Annotated in this window: 23 protein-coding genes; 10 read left to right on the forward strand and 13 right to left on the reverse strand. The window is 66.9% G+C overall.

The features are described from left to right. The first annotated feature begins 10 nt into the window (after window positions 1-10). The 7 genes from BLW76_RS42640 (at window position 11) to BLW76_RS48200 (ending at window position 8,376) form a co-directional block, all read left to right on the forward strand. Window positions 11-811 carry a GP88 family protein gene (locus BLW76_RS42640; protein WP_091317916.1) on the forward strand — a complete coding sequence of 267 codons (801 nt, stop codon included), beginning with the start codon at window positions 11-13 and terminating at the stop codon, window positions 809-811. Between the two features lie 32 nt (window positions 812-843). Next, complete coding sequence (locus BLW76_RS42645) at window positions 844-3,345, forward strand: DUF8128 domain-containing protein (protein WP_244170579.1); 2,502 nt, start codon at window positions 844-846, stop codon at window positions 3,343-3,345. A 16-nt stretch (window positions 3,346-3,361) separates the two neighbouring features. After that, on the forward strand, window positions 3,362-4,396 hold the full coding sequence (locus BLW76_RS42650) for a replication-relaxation family protein (protein ID WP_091317917.1): 1,035 nt from the start codon (window positions 3,362-3,364) through the stop codon (window positions 4,394-4,396). Then, the gene (locus BLW76_RS42655; RefSeq protein ID WP_091317918.1) at window positions 4,393-5,331 is read left to right on the forward strand and encodes a C40 family peptidase; all 939 of its coding nucleotides are present in this window, start codon (window positions 4,393-4,395) and stop codon (window positions 5,329-5,331) included. The genes BLW76_RS42650 and BLW76_RS42655 overlap by 4 nt, the downstream gene beginning before the upstream one ends. A 42-nt stretch (window positions 5,332-5,373) precedes the next feature. Continuing rightward, window positions 5,374-5,745 carry a hypothetical protein gene (locus BLW76_RS42660; protein WP_091317919.1) on the forward strand — a complete coding sequence of 124 codons (372 nt, stop codon included), beginning with the start codon at window positions 5,374-5,376 and terminating at the stop codon, window positions 5,743-5,745. A 264-nt stretch (window positions 5,746-6,009) separates the two neighbouring features. Beyond that, window positions 6,010-7,992 carry a hypothetical protein gene (locus tag BLW76_RS42665; protein WP_143060788.1) on the forward strand — a complete coding sequence of 661 codons (1,983 nt, stop codon included), beginning with the start codon at window positions 6,010-6,012 and terminating at the stop codon, window positions 7,990-7,992. Window positions 7,993-8,157: 165 nt separating this feature from the next. Continuing rightward, window positions 8,158-8,376 carry a hypothetical protein gene (locus BLW76_RS48200; protein WP_143060789.1) on the forward strand — a complete coding sequence of 73 codons (219 nt, stop codon included), beginning with the start codon at window positions 8,158-8,160 and terminating at the stop codon, window positions 8,374-8,376. A 275-nt stretch (window positions 8,377-8,651) separates the two neighbouring features. Here the strand turns inward: BLW76_RS48200 and BLW76_RS49060 are convergent, their stop codons facing one another. The 10 genes from BLW76_RS49060 to BLW76_RS42715 form a co-directional block, all read right to left on the reverse strand. Beyond that, window positions 8,652-8,810, reverse strand: a complete 159-nt coding sequence (locus BLW76_RS49060; protein ID WP_167384917.1) for a hypothetical protein — start codon at window positions 8,808-8,810, stop codon at window positions 8,652-8,654. Between the two features lie 5 nt (window positions 8,811-8,815). Next, window positions 8,816-9,496 carry an N-6 DNA methylase gene (locus BLW76_RS42675; RefSeq protein WP_143060790.1) on the reverse strand — a complete coding sequence of 227 codons (681 nt, stop codon included), beginning with the start codon at window positions 9,494-9,496 and terminating at the stop codon, window positions 8,816-8,818. A gap of 177 nt (window positions 9,497-9,673) precedes the next feature. Next, complete coding sequence (locus BLW76_RS42680; protein WP_091317923.1) at window positions 9,674-10,402, reverse strand: hypothetical protein; 729 nt, start codon at window positions 10,400-10,402, stop codon at window positions 9,674-9,676. A gap of 17 nt (window positions 10,403-10,419) precedes the next feature. Beyond that, the gene (locus BLW76_RS42685; protein WP_208613491.1) at window positions 10,420-11,388 is read right to left on the reverse strand and encodes a hypothetical protein; all 969 of its coding nucleotides are present in this window, start codon (window positions 11,386-11,388) and stop codon (window positions 10,420-10,422) included. A 108-nt stretch (window positions 11,389-11,496) separates the two neighbouring features. Beyond that, a complete protein-coding gene (locus BLW76_RS42690; protein WP_143060791.1) occupies window positions 11,497-12,150 on the reverse strand; it encodes a hypothetical protein in 654 nt (217 codons plus the stop codon). Window positions 12,151-12,217: 67 nt separating this feature from the next. Further along, a complete protein-coding gene (locus BLW76_RS42695) occupies window positions 12,218-12,715 on the reverse strand; it encodes a hypothetical protein (protein WP_244170580.1) in 498 nt (165 codons plus the stop codon). A gap of 106 nt (window positions 12,716-12,821) precedes the next feature. Beyond that, the gene (locus BLW76_RS42700; protein WP_091317926.1) at window positions 12,822-13,541 is read right to left on the reverse strand and encodes a hypothetical protein; all 720 of its coding nucleotides are present in this window, start codon (window positions 13,539-13,541) and stop codon (window positions 12,822-12,824) included. A gap of 589 nt (window positions 13,542-14,130) precedes the next feature. Further along, entirely contained in the window at window positions 14,131-16,653 is a 2,523-nt protein-coding gene (locus BLW76_RS42705; RefSeq protein WP_143060792.1) for an AfsR/SARP family transcriptional regulator, read from the reverse strand. 125 nt (window positions 16,654-16,778) lie between these two features. Further along, window positions 16,779-17,171: a hypothetical protein gene (locus tag BLW76_RS42710; RefSeq protein WP_091317928.1), complete on the reverse strand. Its 393-nt coding sequence runs from the start codon at window positions 17,169-17,171 to the stop codon at window positions 16,779-16,781. Between the two features lie 12 nt (window positions 17,172-17,183). Next, window positions 17,184-17,624 (reverse strand): pilus assembly protein TadG-related protein, encoded by a 441-nt coding sequence (locus tag BLW76_RS42715; RefSeq protein WP_244170581.1) that lies wholly within the window; start codon window positions 17,622-17,624, stop codon window positions 17,184-17,186. 209 nt (window positions 17,625-17,833) lie between these two features. On the opposite strand from BLW76_RS42715, the gene BLW76_RS42720 reads away from it, so the two are divergent. Genes BLW76_RS42720 through BLW76_RS42730 form a run of 3 tightly spaced genes read left to right on the forward strand, consistent with a single transcriptional unit; the run spans window position 17,834 to window position 20,926 of the window. Then, window positions 17,834-18,931, forward strand: a complete 1,098-nt coding sequence (locus BLW76_RS42720) for a tyrosine-type recombinase/integrase (RefSeq protein ID WP_244170582.1) — start codon at window positions 17,834-17,836, stop codon at window positions 18,929-18,931. Then, window positions 18,900-19,214: a helix-turn-helix domain-containing protein gene (locus BLW76_RS42725; RefSeq protein ID WP_091317930.1), complete on the forward strand. Its 315-nt coding sequence runs from the start codon at window positions 18,900-18,902 to the stop codon at window positions 19,212-19,214. Before BLW76_RS42720 ends, BLW76_RS42725 begins: the two co-directional genes overlap by 32 nt. A gap of 50 nt (window positions 19,215-19,264) precedes the next feature. Beyond that, entirely contained in the window at window positions 19,265-20,926 is a 1,662-nt protein-coding gene (locus tag BLW76_RS42730) for a hypothetical protein (protein ID WP_091317931.1), read from the forward strand. A 58-nt stretch (window positions 20,927-20,984) separates the two neighbouring features. On the opposite strand, the gene BLW76_RS42735 is transcribed toward BLW76_RS42730, so the two are convergent. The 3 genes from BLW76_RS42735 to BLW76_RS42745 are packed head-to-tail and all read right to left on the reverse strand — an operon-like array spanning window position 20,985 to window position 22,079. Then, on the reverse strand, window positions 20,985-21,461 hold the full coding sequence (locus BLW76_RS42735; protein WP_091317932.1) for a TadE/TadG family type IV pilus assembly protein: 477 nt from the start codon (window positions 21,459-21,461) through the stop codon (window positions 20,985-20,987). After that, window positions 21,458-21,880, reverse strand: a complete 423-nt coding sequence (locus BLW76_RS42740; protein ID WP_091320571.1) for a TadE/TadG family type IV pilus assembly protein — start codon at window positions 21,878-21,880, stop codon at window positions 21,458-21,460. Before BLW76_RS42740 ends, BLW76_RS42735 begins: the two co-directional genes overlap by 4 nt. Before the next feature lie 13 nt (window positions 21,881-21,893). Beyond that, on the reverse strand, window positions 21,894-22,079 hold the full coding sequence (locus tag BLW76_RS42745) for a hypothetical protein (protein WP_091317933.1): 186 nt from the start codon (window positions 22,077-22,079) through the stop codon (window positions 21,894-21,896). Between the last annotated feature and the right edge of the window lie 22 nt (window positions 22,080-22,101).

The following is a 22,101-nucleotide window of genomic DNA, read 5'->3' on the forward strand; positions in this document are numbered from 1 at the left end:
GGAGATATCCATGTCTGCTTCAGCTGCTCGCCGTCCTGCCAGGTTGCTGACCCAGAACAGTGAGATGCGCCAGATCGGCGTCTGGAACTGGTCGCTGCCGGCATGGGCCGGGCGACTGGCCGATGGCCGCACCTACAACACATGCCCGAGCGCCGGGGTCTGCGCGCAAGCCTGCTACGCCCGGCACGGCACGTACACGTGGCCCGTTGTCCGCGCCAAGCACCAGGCGAACCTGATGTACGTCCTCGACGACCTGTCCGGCTGGCGAGCCGCGATGGTCGACGAACTCGGCGCGGCGAGGTTCCGCGGTAGCTGGATCAGGATCCACGACAGCGGCGACTTCTTCTCCGACGACTACCTGCTGGCCTGGCTCGACATCTGCAGGACCCGCCCGGACACGAACTTCTACGCGTACACCAAGGAGGTTTCCCGGTTCCGGTCCCTCGTCGAGCCTGATCCGCCGGCGAACTTCTTGTGGGTCTACTCGTACGGCGGCAAGCAGGACGCCGCGCTGAACCCGGCCGTGGACCGCGTCGCCGACGTGTTCCCGGACGAAGCGGCGATCGTCGAGGCGGGGTGGGCGTCGCAGGAAGCCAGCGACCTCCTCGCGGTCCTCGGCCCGCAGCTGGTCGGTGTGCCGGCAAACCGGATTCCGAGCTACCTCAAGCGCCTGGCTGGCCGCCGGTTCTCCGAATGGCAGGCCGAAGTCGACGCCGCACGTTCCGCTCGCCGCACGCGCCTGCGGCTGGTCGTCGACAACACCCGTTCCGAGGCGCGGCCTGAGCGAGGCGGCGAGCCGCGAGCTGCCTGATCCAGCGCTCCAACTCACGTTCGGAGGTCTTGATGTCCTGGCCGTTCGCCCTGTCCACCTCTCTCGCCTCCCCTGCCGGCGACTACCTGCGCGACCCGCTCGGTGCGTTCAAGGCCGTGCTGGCGCACCTTCGCGATCTCGTCTTCACCTGGGGTCCGATCGCCGGGCCGGTGCTGGGGGTCGCGACGACCGCCGCAGTGATCGCTCGACGCCGCTGGCGCCGCCGCTTCCACGAGAGCCTGGTCAGCGACGCCCGGTTGGTCACCGTGCTGGCGCCGCCGACCGTCGACCCATCCGGCGCGATCACCGTGTGGTCCAACCTGGTCGGCCTGCTGCGACCAGGCTGGCGGCGGCGCTTCGGCGGGCAACCTCACCTGGCTTTCGAGTTGACGTTCACCGACGACGGCGTGCAGATCCGCTTGTGGGTGCCTGGCCTGGTGCCGCCGGGGATGGTCGAGCGCGCCATCGAGGCCGCTTGGCCCGGCGCGCACACCCGCACGACGCCGGCCAAGCCCCCGATCCCCACCGCCTCCGCAGCGGACCGGCGAATCGAAGCGGTCGGCGGCGAGCTGCGGCTAGCTCGCTCGGAAGCACTCCCGATCCGAACCGAGCACCCCGCCGACCCGATCCGGGCCCTGCTCGGCGCCCCGGTCGGGCTCGGCCCCCACGAGCGGGCCTGCGTGCAGATCCTCGCCCGTCCCGTCGCCGGGCACCGCGTGACCAAGGCGCGGCGCGCGGCGAAGCGGGTGCACGCGAGCAGCTCGGTCAACCTGGCCGGGCGGCTGCTGGACGTCGTGACGCCGGGCAAGACCGCAAAGCCGTCGTCCAGTTCGCGGACACCAGGGCTCGATCGGCAAACCAGCCTGGAGTTTGCCGCGCAGGACCGCGCCGTCGTGGAGAAGCTGCGGCAGAACCAGTTCGAGACCTGCATCCGATACGCGGTCGCCACCACGGTCCCCGAGCACGCGACGACCGCCGAGGTCCAAGCGGTCCGGGACGTGCTGCGGGGACGCGGCCACGCGATCGCCTCGGCGTTCGCCGCCTTCTCCGAGCACAACTACTTCCGCCGGATCCGGCTCCGGCGGGCCCCAGTCCAGGTGCTGGCCGAACGCCGTTTCGACAACGGCGACCTGCTCTCGATCCCGGAACTGGCCGCGCTCGCGCACCTGCCGATCGACGAAGCCACGCCCGGCCTCCAGCGCGCCGGCGCGAAGGCCGTACCGCCGCCGCCCGGCATCGCCACGGCTGGCGACTTGATCAAGCCGCTCGGCTTGTCGGACTCGGGGCACTCCCGGCCGGTCGGCCTGCACGTCGCCGACGCGCGTCATCACCTGCACATCCTCGGCGCGACCGGCTCCGGCAAGTCGGAGCTGATGGCCCGCCTGATCCTGAACGACGCCGAGGCCGGCCGCGGCGTGGTGGTCGTCGACCCGAAGGGCGACCTCGTGTCGGACCTGCTGATGCGCATCCCCGAGGAGCTCGGTGAGAAAGTCGTGCTCTTCGACGCCGACTCCCGCAGCCGGCCACCAGTGCTCAACCCGCTGGAGGGCGTGGACAAGGCCCGCGCGGTCGACAACCTCGTCAGCATCTTCTCCCGCATCTACGCCTCCTCGTGGGGGCCGCGCACCGACGACATCCTGCGCGCCGGCCTGCTCACCCTGACCGCGATGCCCGGAACGCCGACGCTGGTCGACCTGCCCAAGCTCCTCACGGTCCCGGCGTTCCGGCAACGGGCCTGCGACCAGATCGACGATGACGTGCTGCGCGGGTTCTGGTCCTGGTACGACGCTCTGTCCGAAGCGAGCCGGGCGCAGGTCATCGCGCCGTTGATGAACAAGGTCCGCGGCTTCCTGCTGCGCCCGTTCGTCCGCGCCGCGATCGCCGGCGGGAAGTCCACGGTGGACATGGACGAGGTGCTCAACACCGGCGGCATCTGCCTGGTGCGCATCGCCCGCGACGCGCTGGGAATGGAAACGGCGCGGCTGGTCGGCTCGATCGTCGTCGCCCGCACCTGGCAAGCCGCCACCCGCCGGGCCCGCGTCCCGCAGCGTCAGCGGCGCGACTGCGGGCTCTACGTCGACGAGTGCCACAACTTCCTGAACCTGGCGTACCCGCTGGAAGACATGCTCGCCGAGGCTCGCGGATATCGGCTGTCGATGACCTTGGCCCACCAGTACCTCGGCCAGCTCCCGAAGGAACTCGAAGAGGGCATCAGCACGAACGCCCGGTCGAAGATCTTCTTCAACGCCTCCCCGGAGGACGCGAAGCGGCTGGCACGCCACACCATGCCGCGGCTGAGCGATCACGACCTGTCCAACCTGGGCGCCTTCCACGTCGCCGCCCGCCTGGTCCTCGGCGGCGAGGAAGCACCGCCGTTCACCGCGGTGACCGAAAAGCTGCCGCCCGCGGTCCCCGGCCGCGCCAGGGCCATCCGCAAAGCAGCCCGGATCAACGCCCGGCTACCAGTCGCCGAGGTCGAGCGCATCACGCCCGGAGCCGCAGCGCCCACCGCCGATCCCCGCCGCGCCGCCTGAAACCGGAGGTACTCCGATGATTTCGAACCCCACTCCTCAGCGGGCGTTGCGCGGGCACATGCCCCAGCGCCCCACGCCGCGAGCGGCCACCACCGGTGAACACCACGCCCAGCTCGTTGGGCGGCTGACCTACCGCGATCGGTGGCTGGCCCGGATGCTGCACGAGCACAAGGTCTTCACGACCCAGCAGATCGTCGAGCTCTGCTATCCGAGCATGCGCGCGGCCAACCACCGGCTGCTCGACCTGTTCAAGTGGCGGGTTGTCGACCGGTTCCAGCCGTTCGTCACGATCGGCACCGCCCCGATGCACTACGTGCTCGACATCGCCGGGGCGGTCGCCCTCGCCTACGAAGACGGGCTCGATCCGAAGTCGATCGGCTACCGGCACGAAGACGCGATCGGGATCGCGCACTCCCTGCGTCTGGCCCACACGGTCGGCGTCAACGGCTTCTTCACCGCCCTGGTCGCGCTGGGCCAACGTCCCGGGGCTCGAAGGTCGCTGACCGCGTGGTGGTCCGAGCTCCGGTGCGGACGCCTGTTCGGCGACATGGTGCGCCCTGACGCCTACGGCCGGTGGCGCGAAGACGACCATCAGCTCGAGTTCTTCCTCGAGTTCGACTTCGGCACCGAAGACCTCGGCAAGCTCAGCCGCAAGCTCTACGGCTACGAGAAGCTCGCCACCGCGACCGGCATCACCACTCCGGTCCTCATCTGGCTGCCCACCCATCGGCGTGAGACGTCCGCCCGCCGAGCGCTCGCCGACTTCCTATCCCAGCTCGACCGGCCCAAACTCGTGCCGCTGGCCACCACCGCCGCGGACGCGGCCAGCGACCCCGCCGCTGCCCGATGGCTGCCGATCACCGGGCCGGCAACGCCTCACCCCGGCCGGTTGCGGCTCGTCGAACTCGCCCAGCTCTGGCCCCAACCTGATCTGCCCGGCGACGTGCCGACGTCAAGCTCGGTCCGGACCCAGCAGGGTCCAGCAGCCCTGACCGCTCCGGATCCGTTCCCGCCCGCCTCGCCGGCCAGCCGCTTCCGGAGGCGCCCATGAAGTTCGCCTACACCGCGGTCGTGGTCGTCATCATCCTCATCGGCGGCATCGGGCAAGGCGTCGTGAAGGCCGTGTTCGGCAGCAGCGGCACCGAGCCGAGCCAGGACGCCATTGCTGACATCCCCGGCGACTACCTCGCCCTCTACCGAGCGGCAGCCGCCGTGTGTCCCGGGCTGGACTGGTCGATCCTCGCGGCGATCGGCAAGGTCGAGAGCGACCACGGCCGCAGCAAACTGATCGGCATCGAGGAGGGAACCGAGAACTCGTTCGGCGCCCGCGGGCCGATGCAGTTCCTCCAGTCCACGTTCGACGGAGTCGTCGCCCGGCATCCACTACCGCCGGGCGGCAAGACCCCGCCGTCGCCATGGGACAAGCACGACGCGATCTACGCGGCGGCGTACTACCTATGTGAGTCCGGCGCGCCCAGCGACATCCGCAAGGCGCTGTTCGCCTACAACCACGCGGACTGGTACGTCGACGAAGTCCTCGACCAAGCCGAGAGGTACAGCAAGGCCGCGGTCGGCACCGGCCGTTGCGACGACATCCAGGCACCGAACGCCGCCACCGCAACGGCGATCAACTTCGCCTGCGGCCAGCTCGGACTGCCGTACCTCTGGGGCGGCAACGGACCGTTGAACGGCGACAGCGGCTTCGACTGCTCGGGCCTGACGAAGGCGGCCTACGCGGCTGCCGGCGTCGCCCTGCCGCGCACGGCCCGGACCCAGTACGCCGCCGGCCCGCTGGTGCCGGGTGGCCAGCCGCTACTCCCCGGCGACCTGGTCTTCTACGGCACCCGCGGCAACGAGCACCACGTCGGCCTGTACATCGGGGCAGGGAAGATGGTGCACGCCCCGACCTTTGGCGAGCCAGTCCAGGTCAGCTCGTACCGCTGGAACGGGGACGACTACCTGGCCGCCTCGCGACCTGCGAAGTAGGACTCATTGCATCTGATGCAACATTGGTCGCGGTGTGATGCTGTGTCATCTCCGCAGGTTGCGGACATTTCGACGAGCGCGATCGCCGTCCTGCTCCACGCCCAGCGAGAGCACGGCATCATCACCGCCCTGCTCACCCACACCGACGCCGATCAACCGCGCTGGCTGTTCCCTGGCGGCCTGCCCGGACGACCCGCCCGCGACGCCCTCTACCGCGCCTTAAGCACACCTGCCCATCCACCTCCACCGCGCCCGCAGGCCGCCCTCGCCGCACTGGCCACCGACCTCCCCGCCGCCGTCCTCGCCAACCTCCTCGACCTCAACATCAACACCGCCAACGCCTGGGCCGTCTACGCTCAATACGACTGGACCACCTACCTCGCCGCCTGCACCCGAGCACAGCGATCGCCGTGACACAGAGCAGAACTGTCCTGGTCGCGCGACTGTTTCGCGGCGTGAGAGCGCATTCACGCAGAGTGATCGGATATGTAACAGTGCGGGAGTTCGAGGCGACTACTTACACGCCGAAGCTGAGGATGGAGCCCACAGTCATGATCGACGAACCATGACATGGGAACTCAAAGGCTTCATGCATCGCAGGGGCAGACGGATGCTGAACCGGGTAACCCACCTTGGAGGTAGCCGACTCCGAGGTGCGAATCTAGTATAGTAACAAGAATGACCACCGCTCCTGCGCCACATCGACGTCTGAAGTTCTTTGGTCCTGCGGACCTCGGAAACTATTTGCAGGCGGGACGCGCAGCTGAGATTCTTAGTCGGTTCGACGCATCAGTCACGACGTACACTGCTTCTGACGTTCTCGAACTATATAATTCCCGACTCTTCGTGGAGAACGGGTACTTTCCTGCATCCTCTTCCGTAGAGCAGCGCGCGGCTTTTAAGGCGCTCATTCCCGGATTGCATGAAGTCGAGTCCAGATTCTTTGGCTCCCTGACCGACGAAACGCTGAGTTTCCGGATCACAGGGGTCAGTTATGAGTATCACGCGGACTTGCTGGAACTCCTGTCGCGACACAAGGTCTACAGCCGTTGCTCCGCCGCGAGTGTGCTGGCAATTCTAGACAGCCTGAACGTCAGTATGGGCACGATGCTCTCGTGTGGAAGCTTTGTGCGGGTTTACGATGAAGAGATACGTACGCGTCTTATTTCGAACGTGGCCAACGCCGAGCATGTGATCCGGCTATATCTCAGCGGTGATGATCGCTCGCAGATGTACTTGCCGCAGAGCCTGAAGAGTTCGGACAAGCGCGCACTGCTTGACGCATACATAGATAGCGAGGAGGCGCATCCGAATTTTCTCGAGCTGATCTCCGTCGCGCGCGTCAACGCAGCTGCTGGAATCGACGAGAAGATAAAGCTCAAAGCGAAGCGCAAGCATGAACGATGGACGAAGGAGTTCTTTGAGTCCAACGGTGGCGGAATGGTGATCGGCTGTGAAGTTACTGTTACCAAGGGGCAAGATGAGCCCGTGGAGGCATCAAGGGACGGGCTCGTGACGAAGTACTCCTACAGTCGCGAGTGGTTCGATGAGAACCTCGATTACCCTACGGTCCTTAACAACTTTCTCTATGTGTTTGGGTTCGTAGATCCTCACATGCTGTTGACGCTGCCCTCGTATCAGGCGGAACTCGGAGCGCTTGAGCGCGCAATGGGAACCTTAGGAAAAGATGCTTATCCAGCGGGTTTCGCCTTTCGCCTTAAGGAGCAGAGTTCCTTCCTGCAGGTCTCCATGTATGAGCGACTTCTCAGACTCAATAATGTTGAGCTTGAGTCGGTAATAGCGTGGTTCTTCGCGGACTATTTGAGAGATAGCTTCGGTGTGACGAATCTACGGTTCGCGCCTTCAAGTAGGACTGCAACATACCTTGAGAAGAGTCGGCATCTGTTCGCCGAGATGGAAAGTATCGTCATGCAGTTCTCGCTCTACGCGGAGAACGGCGAGTTTGACCCTGAGCTGCTAGCCATGATGTCGACTCAGGTCAAGTACCGAGACGTACCGACCTGCTTGGTCGGCAAGTATGTCTATGTAGGCGATAGCCCAAACATCCACAACGTCATGCACCTACTCTTCTCGGATCAGTCCGGCTTGGGGTACATAAATGATAGCCTCAGGGCTGACAACGGTGCTCGACTACTCATCGAGCACGATGTTTCTTATGGTGACTTCCATGACTACCAGAAGGATCAAGTCGACTACCTAATCGCGCACGGCGTGGCCGAGAACGTTGGAGGCCATATCCGGCTAGCAAGTGCCGACCAGTTCGTGGTGCTGCGCGATCTCTACGAGTTGGAAGCGGCAAGTTACTACCATCACCGCAAAGGTGCGCGCGAAGCAATCGATGAGATGGTCACAAAGGGTTGGCTTGTGCGGGCCGAGTCGCTGTTGTCTAAGCCTGAAGCAGGCTACTTCAACTACTGCCTCAATCATCAGGACTTTAGCGACGGCCTGAACCTGCGCAACAGGTACCTGCATGGCGCAATTCTTGACGTCGCGGACGAAGAGGAGCACTACCGTACCTACATCACCGCGCTCAAACTACTGGTTGCGCTTGTGATTAAGATGAACGATGATCTCTGGCTGCGCGAGAGTGAGGAGATCGCTAACGGAACCGAGGCGACTCCGTCTGAGCAGGACTGTTAGCCCGGATCTTTCGCATGGGTGACGGCCTGGCTTGAGACTGCGGTCGGTGGTTGTTGCGTGTCGTCCTTCCGGTGCTCGGGATGGTTGAAGTGGCCCGTTGTCGGTCGGGTTGCCGCGGGGTTCCATGCCCCAACCGAAGACCTGGCCGCGGCGCGCGAGTTGCCGATGCTGCTCAGCCTGCACATGACCGATGAGCAGAAGGCCGCGATGATCCAGCGGTTACGCCGCGACGGCGGCACACGGGCCGGCCACGACCCCGCCGACGTAGAACGCCGGCTCGCCGCCGAACTGATCACCGAACTCACCACACTGGACAAGAAGATCGAAGCCCGCCGACCAGCAACTCACCGACATACTCGCCGAGACCGGAACTGGGCTGCGTGACCTCTACGGCATCGGCCCGTCCGGCGCGGCCCGACTACTCGGCGACATCAGCCGGTTTCCCACTGCCGCCCGGTTCGCCTCCTGGAATGACACAGCACCATAATGACCCCATGTAGCACACCAGGAAGATCTTCTCGGACGTGCTTGATCAATAGGGCGAAACATTCACATGGCGAAAGCCGTTGCAGAGTGACGGGTATCCGCCGACACGAAGGATGAAGTCGCAACGCCGTGCACCCGAGCACCGCAGTCCGAGCCGCTAGACATCTACGCCCCTATATAGACTTCAGAAAAGCGATCATCATCTGATCGCGCCGCAGATCCGCGGCAAGTCGACGAAGCTCCTCCCGCCGCGCCAATGCCACCTCCCGCCAGCCGGGCTCCAGCGTGTCGCCCGGGTGGAAGACGATGTCGGTTCCGAGGTTCCAGATCATGCTGTTCACGGTGGCGCAGGCCACGGCGAGGAGTCGACGTCGCACCCGATCCAGCGGATGGTGCGTGGGTCTCGGCCCTGCTCGCGTATGACTTCCGCGGCCGCGCGGAACATGCCGCCGGTCCCCATCATCGGGTCGGCGACGTTGCTGTGCTCTCGGATGTCGGACATGCCGGCGAGGAGCTTCGCGACAGACCCGGGCGTGTAGAACTGACCGCGTGCCTTAAGTGCCGACTTCGGCCGGAGAACGGTCAGCACGGTGCCGAGCAGGTCGACGTCGAACCGCCGTTCCGTGCCGGTGAGGTGCGTTTGCCCTGCACACAGCGCGGCCTGCGCGACGGCCAGCGCGTGGCCGCGCACGCCGCGGTCAGGGTCATCGAAGATCCACGCGATCATCGGATAGAGGAGGTGCGTGATTTCGGTGCGGTGCCGGATGACCGATGACCACGTGTGCCGCGCGAAGTCGTGGAAGGTGTCGGCGTCCCAGTTGAGGACCGATTCGCTGACGATGTGTCCGCATGAATCCTTCTCCGGCAATGCGGCAAGCGTGGCAACAACTGAAACCGGGATATCGAGCCGACCGGTTCCATAGGTTCGGTTCCATGCGGACTCGACTGCCGTGGCGATCTCATTTCCAAATTGTTCAGCGTCGACAGAAGTGGAAAGTGCACGACGAGATGAAGACACGGGAGTTCCCTCCAGCTATCAGAGGCACGGCGTCACACCACAGGTAGGAGCCGTGCGCTAGACTGCAGGCTCGCGCACCCTTCTGGGGTGTGCGGTGTTGGAGCCCGGCGGGTGGTTGCCGCGCCTCTCCGGAGGTGTTCACCCGCCGGGCGCTACTAACAGATTCAGAATCGGGTTTCAGCGGTCCCAGTTGTGCCGCTCGAGATGTGTCACATCGGTCTTTGCCGCCGCGGCGATAGCGTCGGGCCAGCGCAGCCCTTTTGCTTCGTAATGCTGCACCGCGTCGGCCAAGGCTTCGGCCCGCGGAGTGAGTCGCCAGCCGAGCGACCGAAACAGCGTGATCGCCCGGGTCTCCCGCGTGCAGGTCGCGGTGACGGCGTCCACGCGCAGATCTGCGGCCACGTGACCGAACAGCGTTGCCGGGTATCCGTCGAGGAACAGCGGTGTGTCGGGCGGCGACCAGCCGGTCAACGGCGTCATCTCGGGTGGGTGCTGACGCCCGACGTGGCGGGCCACGGCCAGCAAGGCCATGTCGCCGAGCGCCTGGTCGTCCTCGGTGTTGTCGATCTGGTGCGCCAGGCTGGCCGCGGCTCGGATGGCGTCGCCCCACGTCCAGGACGCTTCGAACTCCTCCGAGAGCTGCGCCAGGCGGGCTGCCTTCTCGGTGAGCCGGAATCCGAACGCCGGATAACCGGCAGAGGCTCCGGTGAAGCCGTCGAGGTATTCGGGGGTAGCCCCGAGGCCCTGCAGGACGTGGCCGTGCAAGCCGAGCGGGTCGTGGTCGTCGAAGGCGGATGCGGTTGACGTGCCGGCGGGCGGATGGGTTCGCCGTTGCGCCCCGGCGTGGTTGGTGACGTAGCGAAGGCGCCCGTAGAGCTCGGCGCAGCCCAGGATTGAAGGAGTCATAGCGCGCCCCGGCCGATTCACGCGACCGCGGGAACGCCGCGCGCAGCAGCCAGATCCTCGAGAGTCGCCACGGGTGAAGCTGCCGCGTGGCCAAGCCGGTCCAGGATCCGATCCGCAACGCGGAGCACGCACTCCGCCGAAGTGCGTGCCGTCTCGCGATCGGCCGCCCAACCGGCGACGTAGGGCACGGAGTACGCCAGCGTGTCCATGCCGCAGACCGCGGCGACGATGCACGCCACCGACTCGGCCTCGACCTCCAGCACATGCCGTGGCGTGGTGGCCAGACGAGTTTCGTGGTCGCACAGGATGTGCGCCAGCTCGTGCGTCAGCGTCTTCGCGGCCTGCGCGGGTTCGACGTCGTCGCGCACGGTCACGCGTCGCTCGGAGAAGACGGTTCGGCCGAAGGCGCCGCCGCAGTCTCCACGCTCGACCGTGAAGCCGCGTGCGCCGATCTGGGCGGCGACCCCGTCCCACAGGCCACGTGGCGCGTCGCCGCACAGCGCGATCGGCTCCGGCGGCGACGGCTGCGCGGCCCGAGGATCGCCCTGCAGCTGGGAGACGTCGACGACGGGCACGAGCATGAATCCCGACAGCGCGGGCGCCTTGTCCGGGTCCGGCTCGACACCTTCGCTCGGTTTGGTGTTCTCGTCGTCGGTCATCCTGCGGAAGCACGGCTTCCAGATCTTGATCTTGTGCGTGCCCTTGCGCATGAAGCCGTAGCCTTCGCGCTTCCACTCCGAGAGCGGCCGAACGTCGGTGGCTTCCGGGCACTGCTGCAGGATCATGATCAAGTTGTTGAGACTGTAGCGGCGCAGCCACGCCCGGGAGGTGATCAGCTGCTGCCAGCCGTCGGCGGTCATCAGCTTGTCCACGCCCTCCAGCAGCTGCTCGCGGGCAGCTTCGAGGCGCTCAGCGCGTTCTTCGGGCGTAACCGTGCGCCGGGCCTTCGTTGCAGCCCTGGACGGTCGACGGGGTGTGCGCGTCATGACAGATCCTTTCGGATGGGTTTGGTGCGGTGTTGGTGGTTCGGTGGTGCGCCGGGGTTGCCGTCCCGGAACACCACGGCTATGGGTGTTCTCGCTGTCCGCGAGCTGTCAGCCTTCGGCGTGCTCCCACTCGAAATTGGCGCCGATCGCGTACCGGCCGTCCGCCTCCCGCATGACTTGCGTCGGCACGTATCCGTCCTGGATCGCGGCGAGCGGGTCAAGGAGCATGATCGTGCTGTCCTCCCAGTACGCCACCGTGGCGCCCGGGTACTGCCGCCCGCAGGCGTTGAGCCAGGCGACAACGACAACCGCGACGTCGGGGCGGAAGCGCGGGGTCCCCGACCGGCTCCAGCCGGACACGGGGTCCACCTGGGCCGGGAAGCCGGGATCGTCGCCGGTAGCGTTGATCTTGACCAGGACTTCGCCCGCCTCGGGCGCGAGCCGGTCAGCACCGGCGAGCAACGCTTGCTCGGCGGCGGCGACGTCGGCGGCTGGTGTGGTCAGTTCCCATTCCCACGCACCGGCGCCGATCGGGTAGCGGCCATCCGCGCCCGGTCCGATGCGTTCCGCGCGACCGGCCGCGGTTTCGGTGATGGCGACTACCTCGCCGTCGAATGCGGCGGCGATGGCACCGTGGCAGTCGCTCAGCCAGGAGACCACGGCTTCGGCCGCCGCGCGGCTGAAGCGCGGCCGAGTGAACCCGTTCCAACGCTTGTCCTCGATCACGGCCGGGAAGGCGGCGCCGGAGTCGGCCACGGTCACGTAGACCTCACCCGACTGGGCGCGGTCGCCTGCAGGTGCGGTGTTCATCGGGAACCTCCGTAGGCGTTCAGGCGGCGGGAGGAACCGAGTGCAGACTTCGAGTCGGCGCGTACGTGCCTACGACGTGGGTTCCTTCGTGCAGCACCGTCAAGGCGGCGTGCGGCATCGGTTCTCCGGCGTACGGGGTGTGCATGATCAGCCGTCCGGCGAGGTCGCCTTCGGCGTCGTCCGGCACGCGCCGGACGGTGAAGGTGAAGGCGCCGCGCGGGTCCCCGACCGAAATGGACACCGTGACCGAGTCTTCGGATTCGTCGGTGTGGACGGCCGCACTGTTGCACCAGGACAGCGGGATCCGCTCGGGATCGTGCGGACCTTCGCCGTAGTCCGGGTCGGTCTCGGTCGTCGGTTCGAAGTCGGCACACGCGCTGTCGCCGGACGTCGATTCGTAGCCGTCCAGAGTCTCGGCCAGTTCCTCCCCGCAAGCTCGGCACCGATGCGTCGGAGCCGAGTCCGTGTCGAACTGCAGAGTGATCGATTCGGCGACGTCGTCGGACAACAGCCCCATGGGGGTTCCGTCCACAGACAGCACAGCAAACATTGCAGCCTCACAAGAAAGTAGAGTTAGCGCACAGCTCACGAAGACGCGGGACCGCCTGCGCTACGGCGAAAGATCAGGAGATGGAGAAGCCGACGCGGCCGGTAGCGCATGCCGGGCACTCGACGGTGCCGGATTCGTCGTCGACGTCGGCGGCATCATCGAAGTCCCAGGCGTCGGCGTCGCAGTCGTCGGGCCGGAAGTGCCACGACCCCGACTCCGCCGACCAGCGCATCCCGCACGATCCGCACCCGGCGAGACAGGTTGACGCGCCGAACCCTTCGATTTCGAACAGCGAGCACAGCAAGTCGTCGCTGTCCCCTGAGATGCCGGCGACGCCGACCAGGGCCGCCGTGAAGTCGCCCGTCTCGCCGACCAGGTACCACCCGGCGGGGACGGTGTAGGCGCGTTCGGTGATCTCCCACCGGTCGGCGTACGCGTGCCCGTACCGGATCGCTCGGCTGTTGGCTTCCCGGGAAAAGCGGTAGTCGACGCCGACCAGCGCGAAGGGCCGGACGACGTGCACGGCCGTCACCGTGCGTCCCTCGGACAGATAGGTCTGGCCCGCGTCTTCCTGCAGTACGTCGCGCGTGTCGACGTACCCGGCCGCCTGCAGCTCACCCAACACGCCGGACACGGACCGGTCGGCGACGTCGGGATACTTGGGCGCGTCCGGCCGGAAGTCCGCGAGTTCGACACGCGCGTACGGCTCAACGGCGTAGACGCACTCCGCGTACGTGGCGAACTTCAGCGCATCGTGGAGCCGTCGGCCCCAAGGGTGGTCGGAGCTGCCCACTAGGGCTTGAATGGTGTCCGCCGCGTCGACGGTAAGAGAAAATTGGGATACGCACGCCTCAAGCATGGTCATCACTGAGCCTTCAGTCAGGTGAGCGGTGTTGGTTGGCGAACCGGAGAGTTTGGGGTTGCCGTCCCACTCTCCTACAATCCATTCTAGGTCCGAGTCGCACAAAATCAAGACCCCAACGGGTTATTTCCCGACAATTATGCGCTCCTTGCAGACTCGCCAGGCCAGAGCGAGAGGGCAATAGATCGAAGCAAACACGCAGGACAGCGCGCTGCCGAAATGCAGACGAGCAGAAGCGGGAATAAATAAAGACCAATATGAATAGAGTGCAACAAATAGAGACAAGGAAACGCGTGCAAGGATTTTGTTCGAATGAATCCGGTTGCACGGTCACAAACCTGTCGGCAGCCAGCCCCTCCCGACTGTTCACATGCCTGCCGGCATCCGAGTCGGGCGTCACATCGGTAGGCACCATAAGCCCGCCGACCTGGCGCTTAAAATGCTGGCGAGGGCTACCGCTCTAACAGGCATCGCGAGAAGACCGTCACCAGGACCTTACGGCGGCAGCATCCTCCACCGGTCAACTAGCTGCCGCACTGTCGGCGGCATCCTTCCATCGCGCGCTGCCTCGACGCTGGAGAAAATCGGCGAGATTGAGGGTCTCGGCACTCACCTGCTGGTCGATCTCGGCGAGCGTCGTGGTCAGGAGCGCGACGGTCCGCGGAATAGCCGCGTACTGGCCCAACCGTGCCTGCATACGAATGATATCGCGGTAGACGCCTTCGTTGTACTGGTCGAACTTGCGAGCTCGTTCGAGCAGAACCAGCGCGGTCTCCGGGGAAATTTCGCCGTCGGCGCGGATAAGCACGCCGAGCGCATCCAAGACGTCTCGGCGGACGGATTCCCGGAAGGGTTCGATCCATTGGGCGAGCAGATCCTCGGCGAGGTCGCCGCGGTACAGCTCGACCGCGTCGCGGAGGCCGGTACTGCCGTGCTCGTCCGGTGGGCGCTGCGCCTGCAGAACGCGCTGCAGCTGCCAGAAGTCGACGTCGAGGAGTTCGTCGCTGAGCCGGTAGCGACCGTCCTCGTTAAGGACGAGGTTGCCCGTCTGGCCGTCGGTGGCGTCGGCGAGCGCGCGGCGCAACGTCGAGAGGGTGTTGTGGAACGAGTTGTACGGCCTCGGTGGACGGCTGTCGGGCCAGACGGCCTCGTTGAGAACCTCGCGCCGGACTCCCTGGGGATGCAGCGCGAGGAAGACGAGGACTTCACGCTGTTTCGGCGTGAACGCACCGCCCAGCTCGCGATCGCCTGCTTCATCCCGTACGGCGAGTTGAACTCGGCCCAGCACACGCAGGAACAGCCGGGTCTGCTTGGTACCGACCGGCGGTTCCTCGCGGGCCGGCGGCTGGTTATCCTCGGCGTGCTGCACCTCCTGCTCGAGCGAGCTGCTCGCCTCAACCTCCGTCGATCGCTGCTCGGGAACCGGTTTCCGAGCCTGTTCAGCGGCGCTCTCTGCAACTCGGAGCACTTCGAGGAGAGAGGTGGCGTCGGCAGCCGGAACGTTGAACAGGCGCGTACCGGTGAGGACGTCGTCGATCCCGGGACTGATCGCGCTGACGGTGCCGTCCTGGCGGACGAGCAGAGTCGCCCCGGGACGCCACTGGCCGAGGAACACGCCGGCCAAGCCGAGCGTCGAGCCGTTGTCGAGGACGGCTTGCAGGCGACGATCAGCGTGGGATGCAGGCCTGGCGAGCAGTACGAGCGAAGGTACAGCGGGCCGAGCTCCAGTCTCCTCGATCGCGTGGCGAGTACGAGTCAGCAGGGCCGCCTCCATCTCGTCGAGCGCGGCATCGAGCGTCGCGACGACGTGAACACTGCTCGGCAGATCCTCAACGGCGATGCCGTCGAAAACCAAACGCAAGTCGTCGACGGGCACGATCACGCCGACACCGTTGCCAGGCTGCTGCTCGGCGATCAGGTGCAGGAGCAGCGCGCGAGCGGCCGCGGTCGCTCCGGCGCCGGCAAGGCCAAGCCCGCGGGTGCTGGCGAGGCTCAAGGCCAGTTCGCGACGTTCTCGAACGCCGATCTTCGCGGACACCTGGTCCAGCTCGCCGCTGAGTTCCGACTCCCCCGGTAAGGCCAGGTCGACGAGCTCGGCAACTTCACCAGGCCGCAGGTCGCCGTCGTCGTGTGCGGCGCAGAGGGCGCGGACCACGGGGGCGATCGGGCGCTGAAGGTCAGCACGGTCGCCGCTTCCGATCCGATAGCGCCGCCGACGCCACATCCTGGTCGACACCACGGCCACGGCGATCGCTCCGGTGAGGCCGAGGCTGACGAACACACCCGTCACCAGGTCGACGGCAGGCTCGGGACGGTCCTCCCGGTGCTCCCCCGCCGCGGTAGGTTCCGGAGCCGGCTGGGTGGGCGCCGTGGTTGTGGGAGGCGGTGGCTGTCGAGGCGGCACTCGCGGGTGCTCCTGGTTGGGCGCCGGGATGTACGCGGTGATCTTCCAGCCGGGCCGCACCAGGCTGGGGTTCGTCAGGGCACGTCCGTCGGGCTGCTCCAGGCCGCGGTTCAGCTGAAAGAGCTCGGGCCAACGGCTGCCGCCACCAGGACCGTAGAGGCGCTCGGCGACGCGCCACAGGCTGTCGTAGACCCCCTCGTGTGGGAGTCGGACTTCCTCGGTGACCTGGACCATGCCGGCCGGAGCAGGCGCAGCGGGATCGATAACCACGCTGGTCGCCTGTGGTGCAGGACCCGGGTCCAGGGATGCGACGACGGCGACCGGCCGGAGGCCGATTGTGAGCGCCGCGGTGCCCGCAAGCGGCGCTGAGTACGAGCTTCGGCTGCCGAGCAGGGTAAGCACGATGGTCCCGACGAGGACCGCGGCGACCCCGCGCAGCGGGCCGGGCCGGCGACTCGGCCACGTCATTCCACGCGCTGCGTCGACGGAGCAGCGAAGGACGTCCAGAACGAAGAAGAACCAGACGATCCAGCACACCACCGCCAAGATGTTCAGCAGGAAGCGGACGCTCATCGGGTTGAGCAGGGTCGCCTGGATCTCGTCCCAGGTCGGCAGCTGGTCCGGCAGCGGCCAGCCCACGAAGTGCACCAGAGCCCAGGGCAGGCCCGCCACGAGACCGATCAGGACGCCGGATGCGAGCAGTCCGCGGACACACCGGAGTGCCCCGACGAGCACCCGCGTCCGGCGAGAGAGGGCCGACACGGTCACGGCACTGGTACGGGAGTCCGGGTGGACGCATCGGCGGCCGATGTCCGCGTCCCGGCGAGCGCCGGCGGCGCGCTCGGGCTGATCTTCGAGGCAGGGGCGCTCGCGGCCTGCCGCTTGCGCCTGGCCCGGGTCGTCTTGCGGCCGTCGCGCCACTGGGCGAGGTCGGCAGCCGGGACATCGGTGAACTTGGCCAGCTCGTCAACGCCGATGACGTCGCTCGCTCCGACGAGGACGTCTCCAAGCTGCCGGTCGATCTCGCCGAGCTTGTCGGCCACTTCAGTCCGCTGCCGCACGAGCTCGCCGACGCGCCGCGCGGCTTCGGTCCTCTTCGCGCTGCGGGCTGCGTCTGCTTCCTCGACGCGGCGTTCGATCTCTTCGGTAGTCACCATTTTCTTGTCCTCTCATGGAAGTACGCCGGAGATTCCGCGCTGTGGTTCGGCTTGTCCGGCTCCGGTTACGGTGATCGAGGCGATGCTGACGAGCCCGAGCAGCTGGGTGGGCTGGTCGATGGTGACGGTTACGGCGACCTTGTTGCCGGTGACCGACACGCTGCCGGTGTGTCCCGCGGCGGCGAGGTAACTCCGGGCCGCAGCGCCAGCCCGCTGCGGGACCAGGCGCAGCGAGCCGTCGGCGCGGTACGCAGCCAGATCGATCTCCTGGGCGCCGGCCCGTGCGGCCTCCTGCGCCTCGCCGATCGCGCGGACCTTGGCGGCCAGTGCCAGCCCGCCATCGAGTACGAGGCCGGCGAAGAGGAGGGCCGCGAGCGCGATGGTGACGACGAAGGCGGTCACCCGGCCTTCTTCGTCGTCGCGCAGCCGACGCAGCACTGCGATCGAGCTCATGCTGTACCTCCAGAGGTTGTGGGAAGTCCCGCCAGTTGCTGCTGTGTGCGTTGGCCCTGGTAGAGCTGCTGGCCTGGCCAGGGTGGTTCTGTTCGTTCGCATAACGATTCCGACCGTTCGTCGAGATTCCTGACAGACTGTCGCCTTCTGCGATGTCTGGTCGCTCTGGCTGATCCGAGGTGCGCGTGGCGCTGGCTGAGGTTCGGTCGTTGCGAGCACCGCGGCAGCTGCGGACACCGCTGGAGCAGGAGGACTACGAGCAGGAGCTGGTCGATCAGTACGCGCTGGCGATGGCCGGCGCGGGGATCACCGACAAGCACGTGAGCGACCACCGCAGCGCGGTGTTCGAGTTCGCCCGGTTCGTCGGACGACCGGTATGGACGGTCACGGCCGAGGACGCCGACCGATTCCTCGGCTACCTGCGCAAGGACCGAGCACAAGCCAAGACCACAGTGCAGAACAAGGCATGGAAGCTGGCCCAGTTCTTCGACTTCCTCATCACCCGCTACCAAGGCGACCTGCACGCGCTGACCGGGCACGTCGTGACCCAGCCGATCGACGAGTTCAACCGGCCAGCCAAGGCCACCCAGGGCTCCCCGCGGATCCCGCCGAGCCAGGACGAGATCGACCTGCTGTTCAGCGCGTGGCGCCTGGCGTTGCCCGAGGCGCGGAAGTACCTTCCCGCCGCACGGGACTACCTCGCCGCGTCGCTCTGGCGCCGCGCCGGGCTGCGGATCACCGAAACGGTCATGCTCGACATCCGCGACTGGCGCCCCGATCTCGGCGAGCTCGGCAAGCTGAACATCCGCTTCGGCAAAGGCAGCCGAGGCCGGGGACCGAAGACCCGGCTGATCCCGGCAATCGACTCGGTGAACGCGTTGATCACCTGGTGGCTCACCGACGTCCGTCACCAGTTCGGCGACGACTACGACGACCCGGACGCGCCGCTGCTGCCCAGCGAACGCCGCGACCGGCACACCGGGCACTGCCTGCGCGCCGGCGACGACGCGCTGCGGACCGGCCTGGCCGGGGCAGTCGAGCGCTGGCTGCCGGCCTGGAACGGGCGCCTCAGCCCGCACGGCCTGCGGCACTTCTGCGCATCCTCTCTCTACGCCAGAGGTGTTGACCTCAAAGCGATCCAGGACCTGCTCGGCCATTCCTGGCTCTCCACCACCACCGGCTACATCCACGTCCACGACGACCACATCGAACACGCCTGGACCACCGCCAACGACCGGGTCACAGCCCGGCTCGGCACCGGAAAGGAGCGCAGCGATGCGCTGGAATCTGCGGATGAAAGCCGCTGAACGCGGCATCTGGAAATCCACCGAGATGCGCCGCCGGCTCGCCGAGGCCGGACTCGAGATCAGCGCAGGCAAGATGTCAGCCCTCTGGACCGGCACCCCGACCTCGATCCGCCTCGACGACCTCGACGTCATCTGCACCGTGCTGGACTGCAACTCCGCCGAGCTGCTGATCTGCGAACCCGACAAGGTCGCCGCCCGCCGCCCCGCACACGCTGCCGAAGCCTCCGCCGGGCCGACCGTCACCCCACATCTGGGCCGCAACCGGACGCTGCCGCCCGCGTGAGCTCCGGACACAAGACCCTGTGCGCGGTCTGCCGCGCGACACCAGTTGCGATGGCGCGCGTGGACTACTGCTTCACCTGCTGGCCCGGCGGTCCGGTGACCCCGCCGCCTTGCCTGCGCTGCGCCTCCCGCATCGACTACTACGCCTCCGGACTCTGCCGCCGCTGCCACCCCTCGGCGATCCCGCGCGTCGAGTCCTGCCTCGACTGCCACGCCTGGGGCGCGACCCGCACCCTGGGCTGGCTCTGCCGCGGCTGCGACGCCTGGCGCCGCCAGCACCGCACCATCGGCGCCTGCTGCATCTGCCACACCACCACGCACCTCAGCAACCGCGGCTCCTGCCGGTTGTGTCACAAACAGGCCAGCATGCTGCGCGAGTTCGGCCAGCCCCTCGACCTGATCGGCGCGAACCGCGACGGGCAACAACTGTTCTTCGCCGGAATGGCCTTCCAACGCGAGACCCCGCGCCCGCCCCGACCACACCAAACCTCGACGCCGTCGCTGGTCCAGATGACCGCCGGGGACCAGCACGTGCTGTTCCCCACCCAGCGGGACCTCACCACCCACGGCCGCGCCGGACTCCCGCTCCCACCTGACCCGGACCTGGCCGCCGACCTTGCCCGCCGCGCGCGCGAGCACGCCGGTCAGCAGGGCTGGACGCCGCTCATCACCGAGGACACCTGCCACGGCCTGCGGATCCTGCTCGGCCTGCAAGACACCCCCGGCGCACCGCTCAAGGCCAGCGAGGTCGCCGCATTGCGCGGCATCGACCTGCCCGTCTGGTCCGTGCTGGAAGTCCTCGCCGACGCCGGGCTCCTCGAAGAAGACCGCACCCCCGCGCTCGACGCCTGGTTCGACCGCACAATCGCCGGCCTGCCCGATATCATGACCGGCGAACTGCGCGCCTGGTTCAGCGTCATGAAGAATGGCAGCGCCACCCCGCCCCGCCGCCGGCCACGCAGCCCCGTCACCATCAGGCTGCACCTGCAATGGTCCCTGCCGACGCTGCGGATCTGGGCCAACACCGGACACTCCTCGCTGCGCGAAATCGACCGCACCGCAATCCTGGAAGCCTTGCCGCCCAGCGGAAACCCCCGCGCCGAAGCCGGTCAAGGACTCAAATCGATCTTCAAAGTCCTCAAAGGACAGAAAGTCCTGTTCACCAACCCGACCATCCGAGTCAAGACCAGCAACAGCGAAGAACACCAACTGCTGCCCGCCGACCTCACCAGCCTGCGCGACGCGATCAACTCGACCAAACCAGCCCAAGCCCTCGTCGTCGCCCTCATCGCCTTCCACGCCCTGACACCCAGCCAGATCCGCGGGCTCCAGCTCACCGACACCCGCGGCGGCCGACTCCACCAGGCCGGCCGCGTCATCGTCCTCGCCGACCCCGTCCGAGCACGCCTGAGCGACTACCTCGACTACCGCAACACCCGCTGGCCCAACAGCCTCAACCCTCACCTGTTCCTGCACTACCGCACCGCCGGACGCACCATCCCGGTCGGCCAACGCTGGGTCAAACTCACCATCGGCACCGGCTTGACCGCCACTTCCATCCGCCAGGACCGCATCCTCGACGAAGCCCGAGCCACCGACGGCGACGCCCGCCGCATCGTCGACCTCTTCGGCCTCGGCATCAAAGCCGCCACCCGCTACACCACCAACCTCGACCACCCCGACCTCACCAACCTGCCCCCAGCCAGCCCCTGAACCACCGCCAGTTCCCCAACCGACGCGCTCGCACACCGCCATCCACATCGGACACACGTCAGTTCCCTCCCAACCGGCCTTCAGAATTCGTGAACTGACGGTGGTTGCCGCGCCAGACGTCGACCGGTGAGGAGAAGGTGGACTCGAACGTCCGGCTGCCGGGCACGCCGAGCGCGGTCAGGTCTCCGAGCCCAACGCTGCACGACACGGTCACGGTCACCGTCGCCCCAGGCTTGAGCCCCTGAGTGTCGGCGGAAACCGACAGCGACTGGCAGGCGATCCCGGCCGAGCGCAGGGCCGCGCTGGCAGTGGCCTGAGCGTTGGCGGTGGCTTGCGATGGACTGCGGGCCAGAGTGGCGGCGCGGGCGGCCTGGTGGGCGACGTCGTTGACCCGCAGCTTGATATCGGCCAGCCGGCCGCAGAAGACGACGAACAACAGCAGGAGAATCAGCACCGGGGTCAGAAGGGTGAGCTCGGCCGCGGCGGACCCCCGATCGTCCCGCCGTAGCGCGAGGAGGCCGCGGGCCGCGGTCATGGTGTCACCGCCCCGGCTCCGCTCGGCGGGGTGAATTTCTCCACTGGCCCAACGGCTTCGGCGTGGACCGCGAGGGTTGTGAACGGGATCAGGCTGGTCACGGTTCCTGTGACCATCACGGATACCTGAGCAGCTCCACGCTGGACGTTCACCGAGGTCTCCCGCAACGGTCCGTTGCCCAGTTGTGTGAGGACTCGTTGTCCCTCGGTGTCACCAGTGGCTGAGCTGCCGCCGGAGATTCGTGCCGCGGAAAGCGCTTGCGACGCAGCAGCTTGAGCAATGTGGACGGCGTGCATATACAACGCGAATTGAGCGATGAGAAGAACCAGCAGCAACAGCAGCGGGGTAGCGATGACGAGCTCAGCTGTGCCGGCGCCGCGCTCATCCGCGCGAAGTCGGCGCAGGACGTTTCGAGGCATCGTGGTCACCGGCCTAGAGGGTGATGCCGTTGGCCTTCTCGGTCACCTTGGCGACGATGATCGCGATCACAGCAATCGCCAGAAGGACCAAGGCAGCGGTCACCACGACGGCTTCGGTCGAGTAGCCGCCTTCGTCATGATGCAGCCGTTCCAGCTCGGCACGGACGCGCGCGATCAGGATCTGAACTTCCTTGCACATCAGCTTCTCCTCGAAATTAGGA

This window comes from Amycolatopsis tolypomycina (assembly GCF_900105945.1).
GTDB lineage: Bacteria > Actinomycetota > Actinomycetes > Mycobacteriales > Pseudonocardiaceae > Amycolatopsis > Amycolatopsis tolypomycina.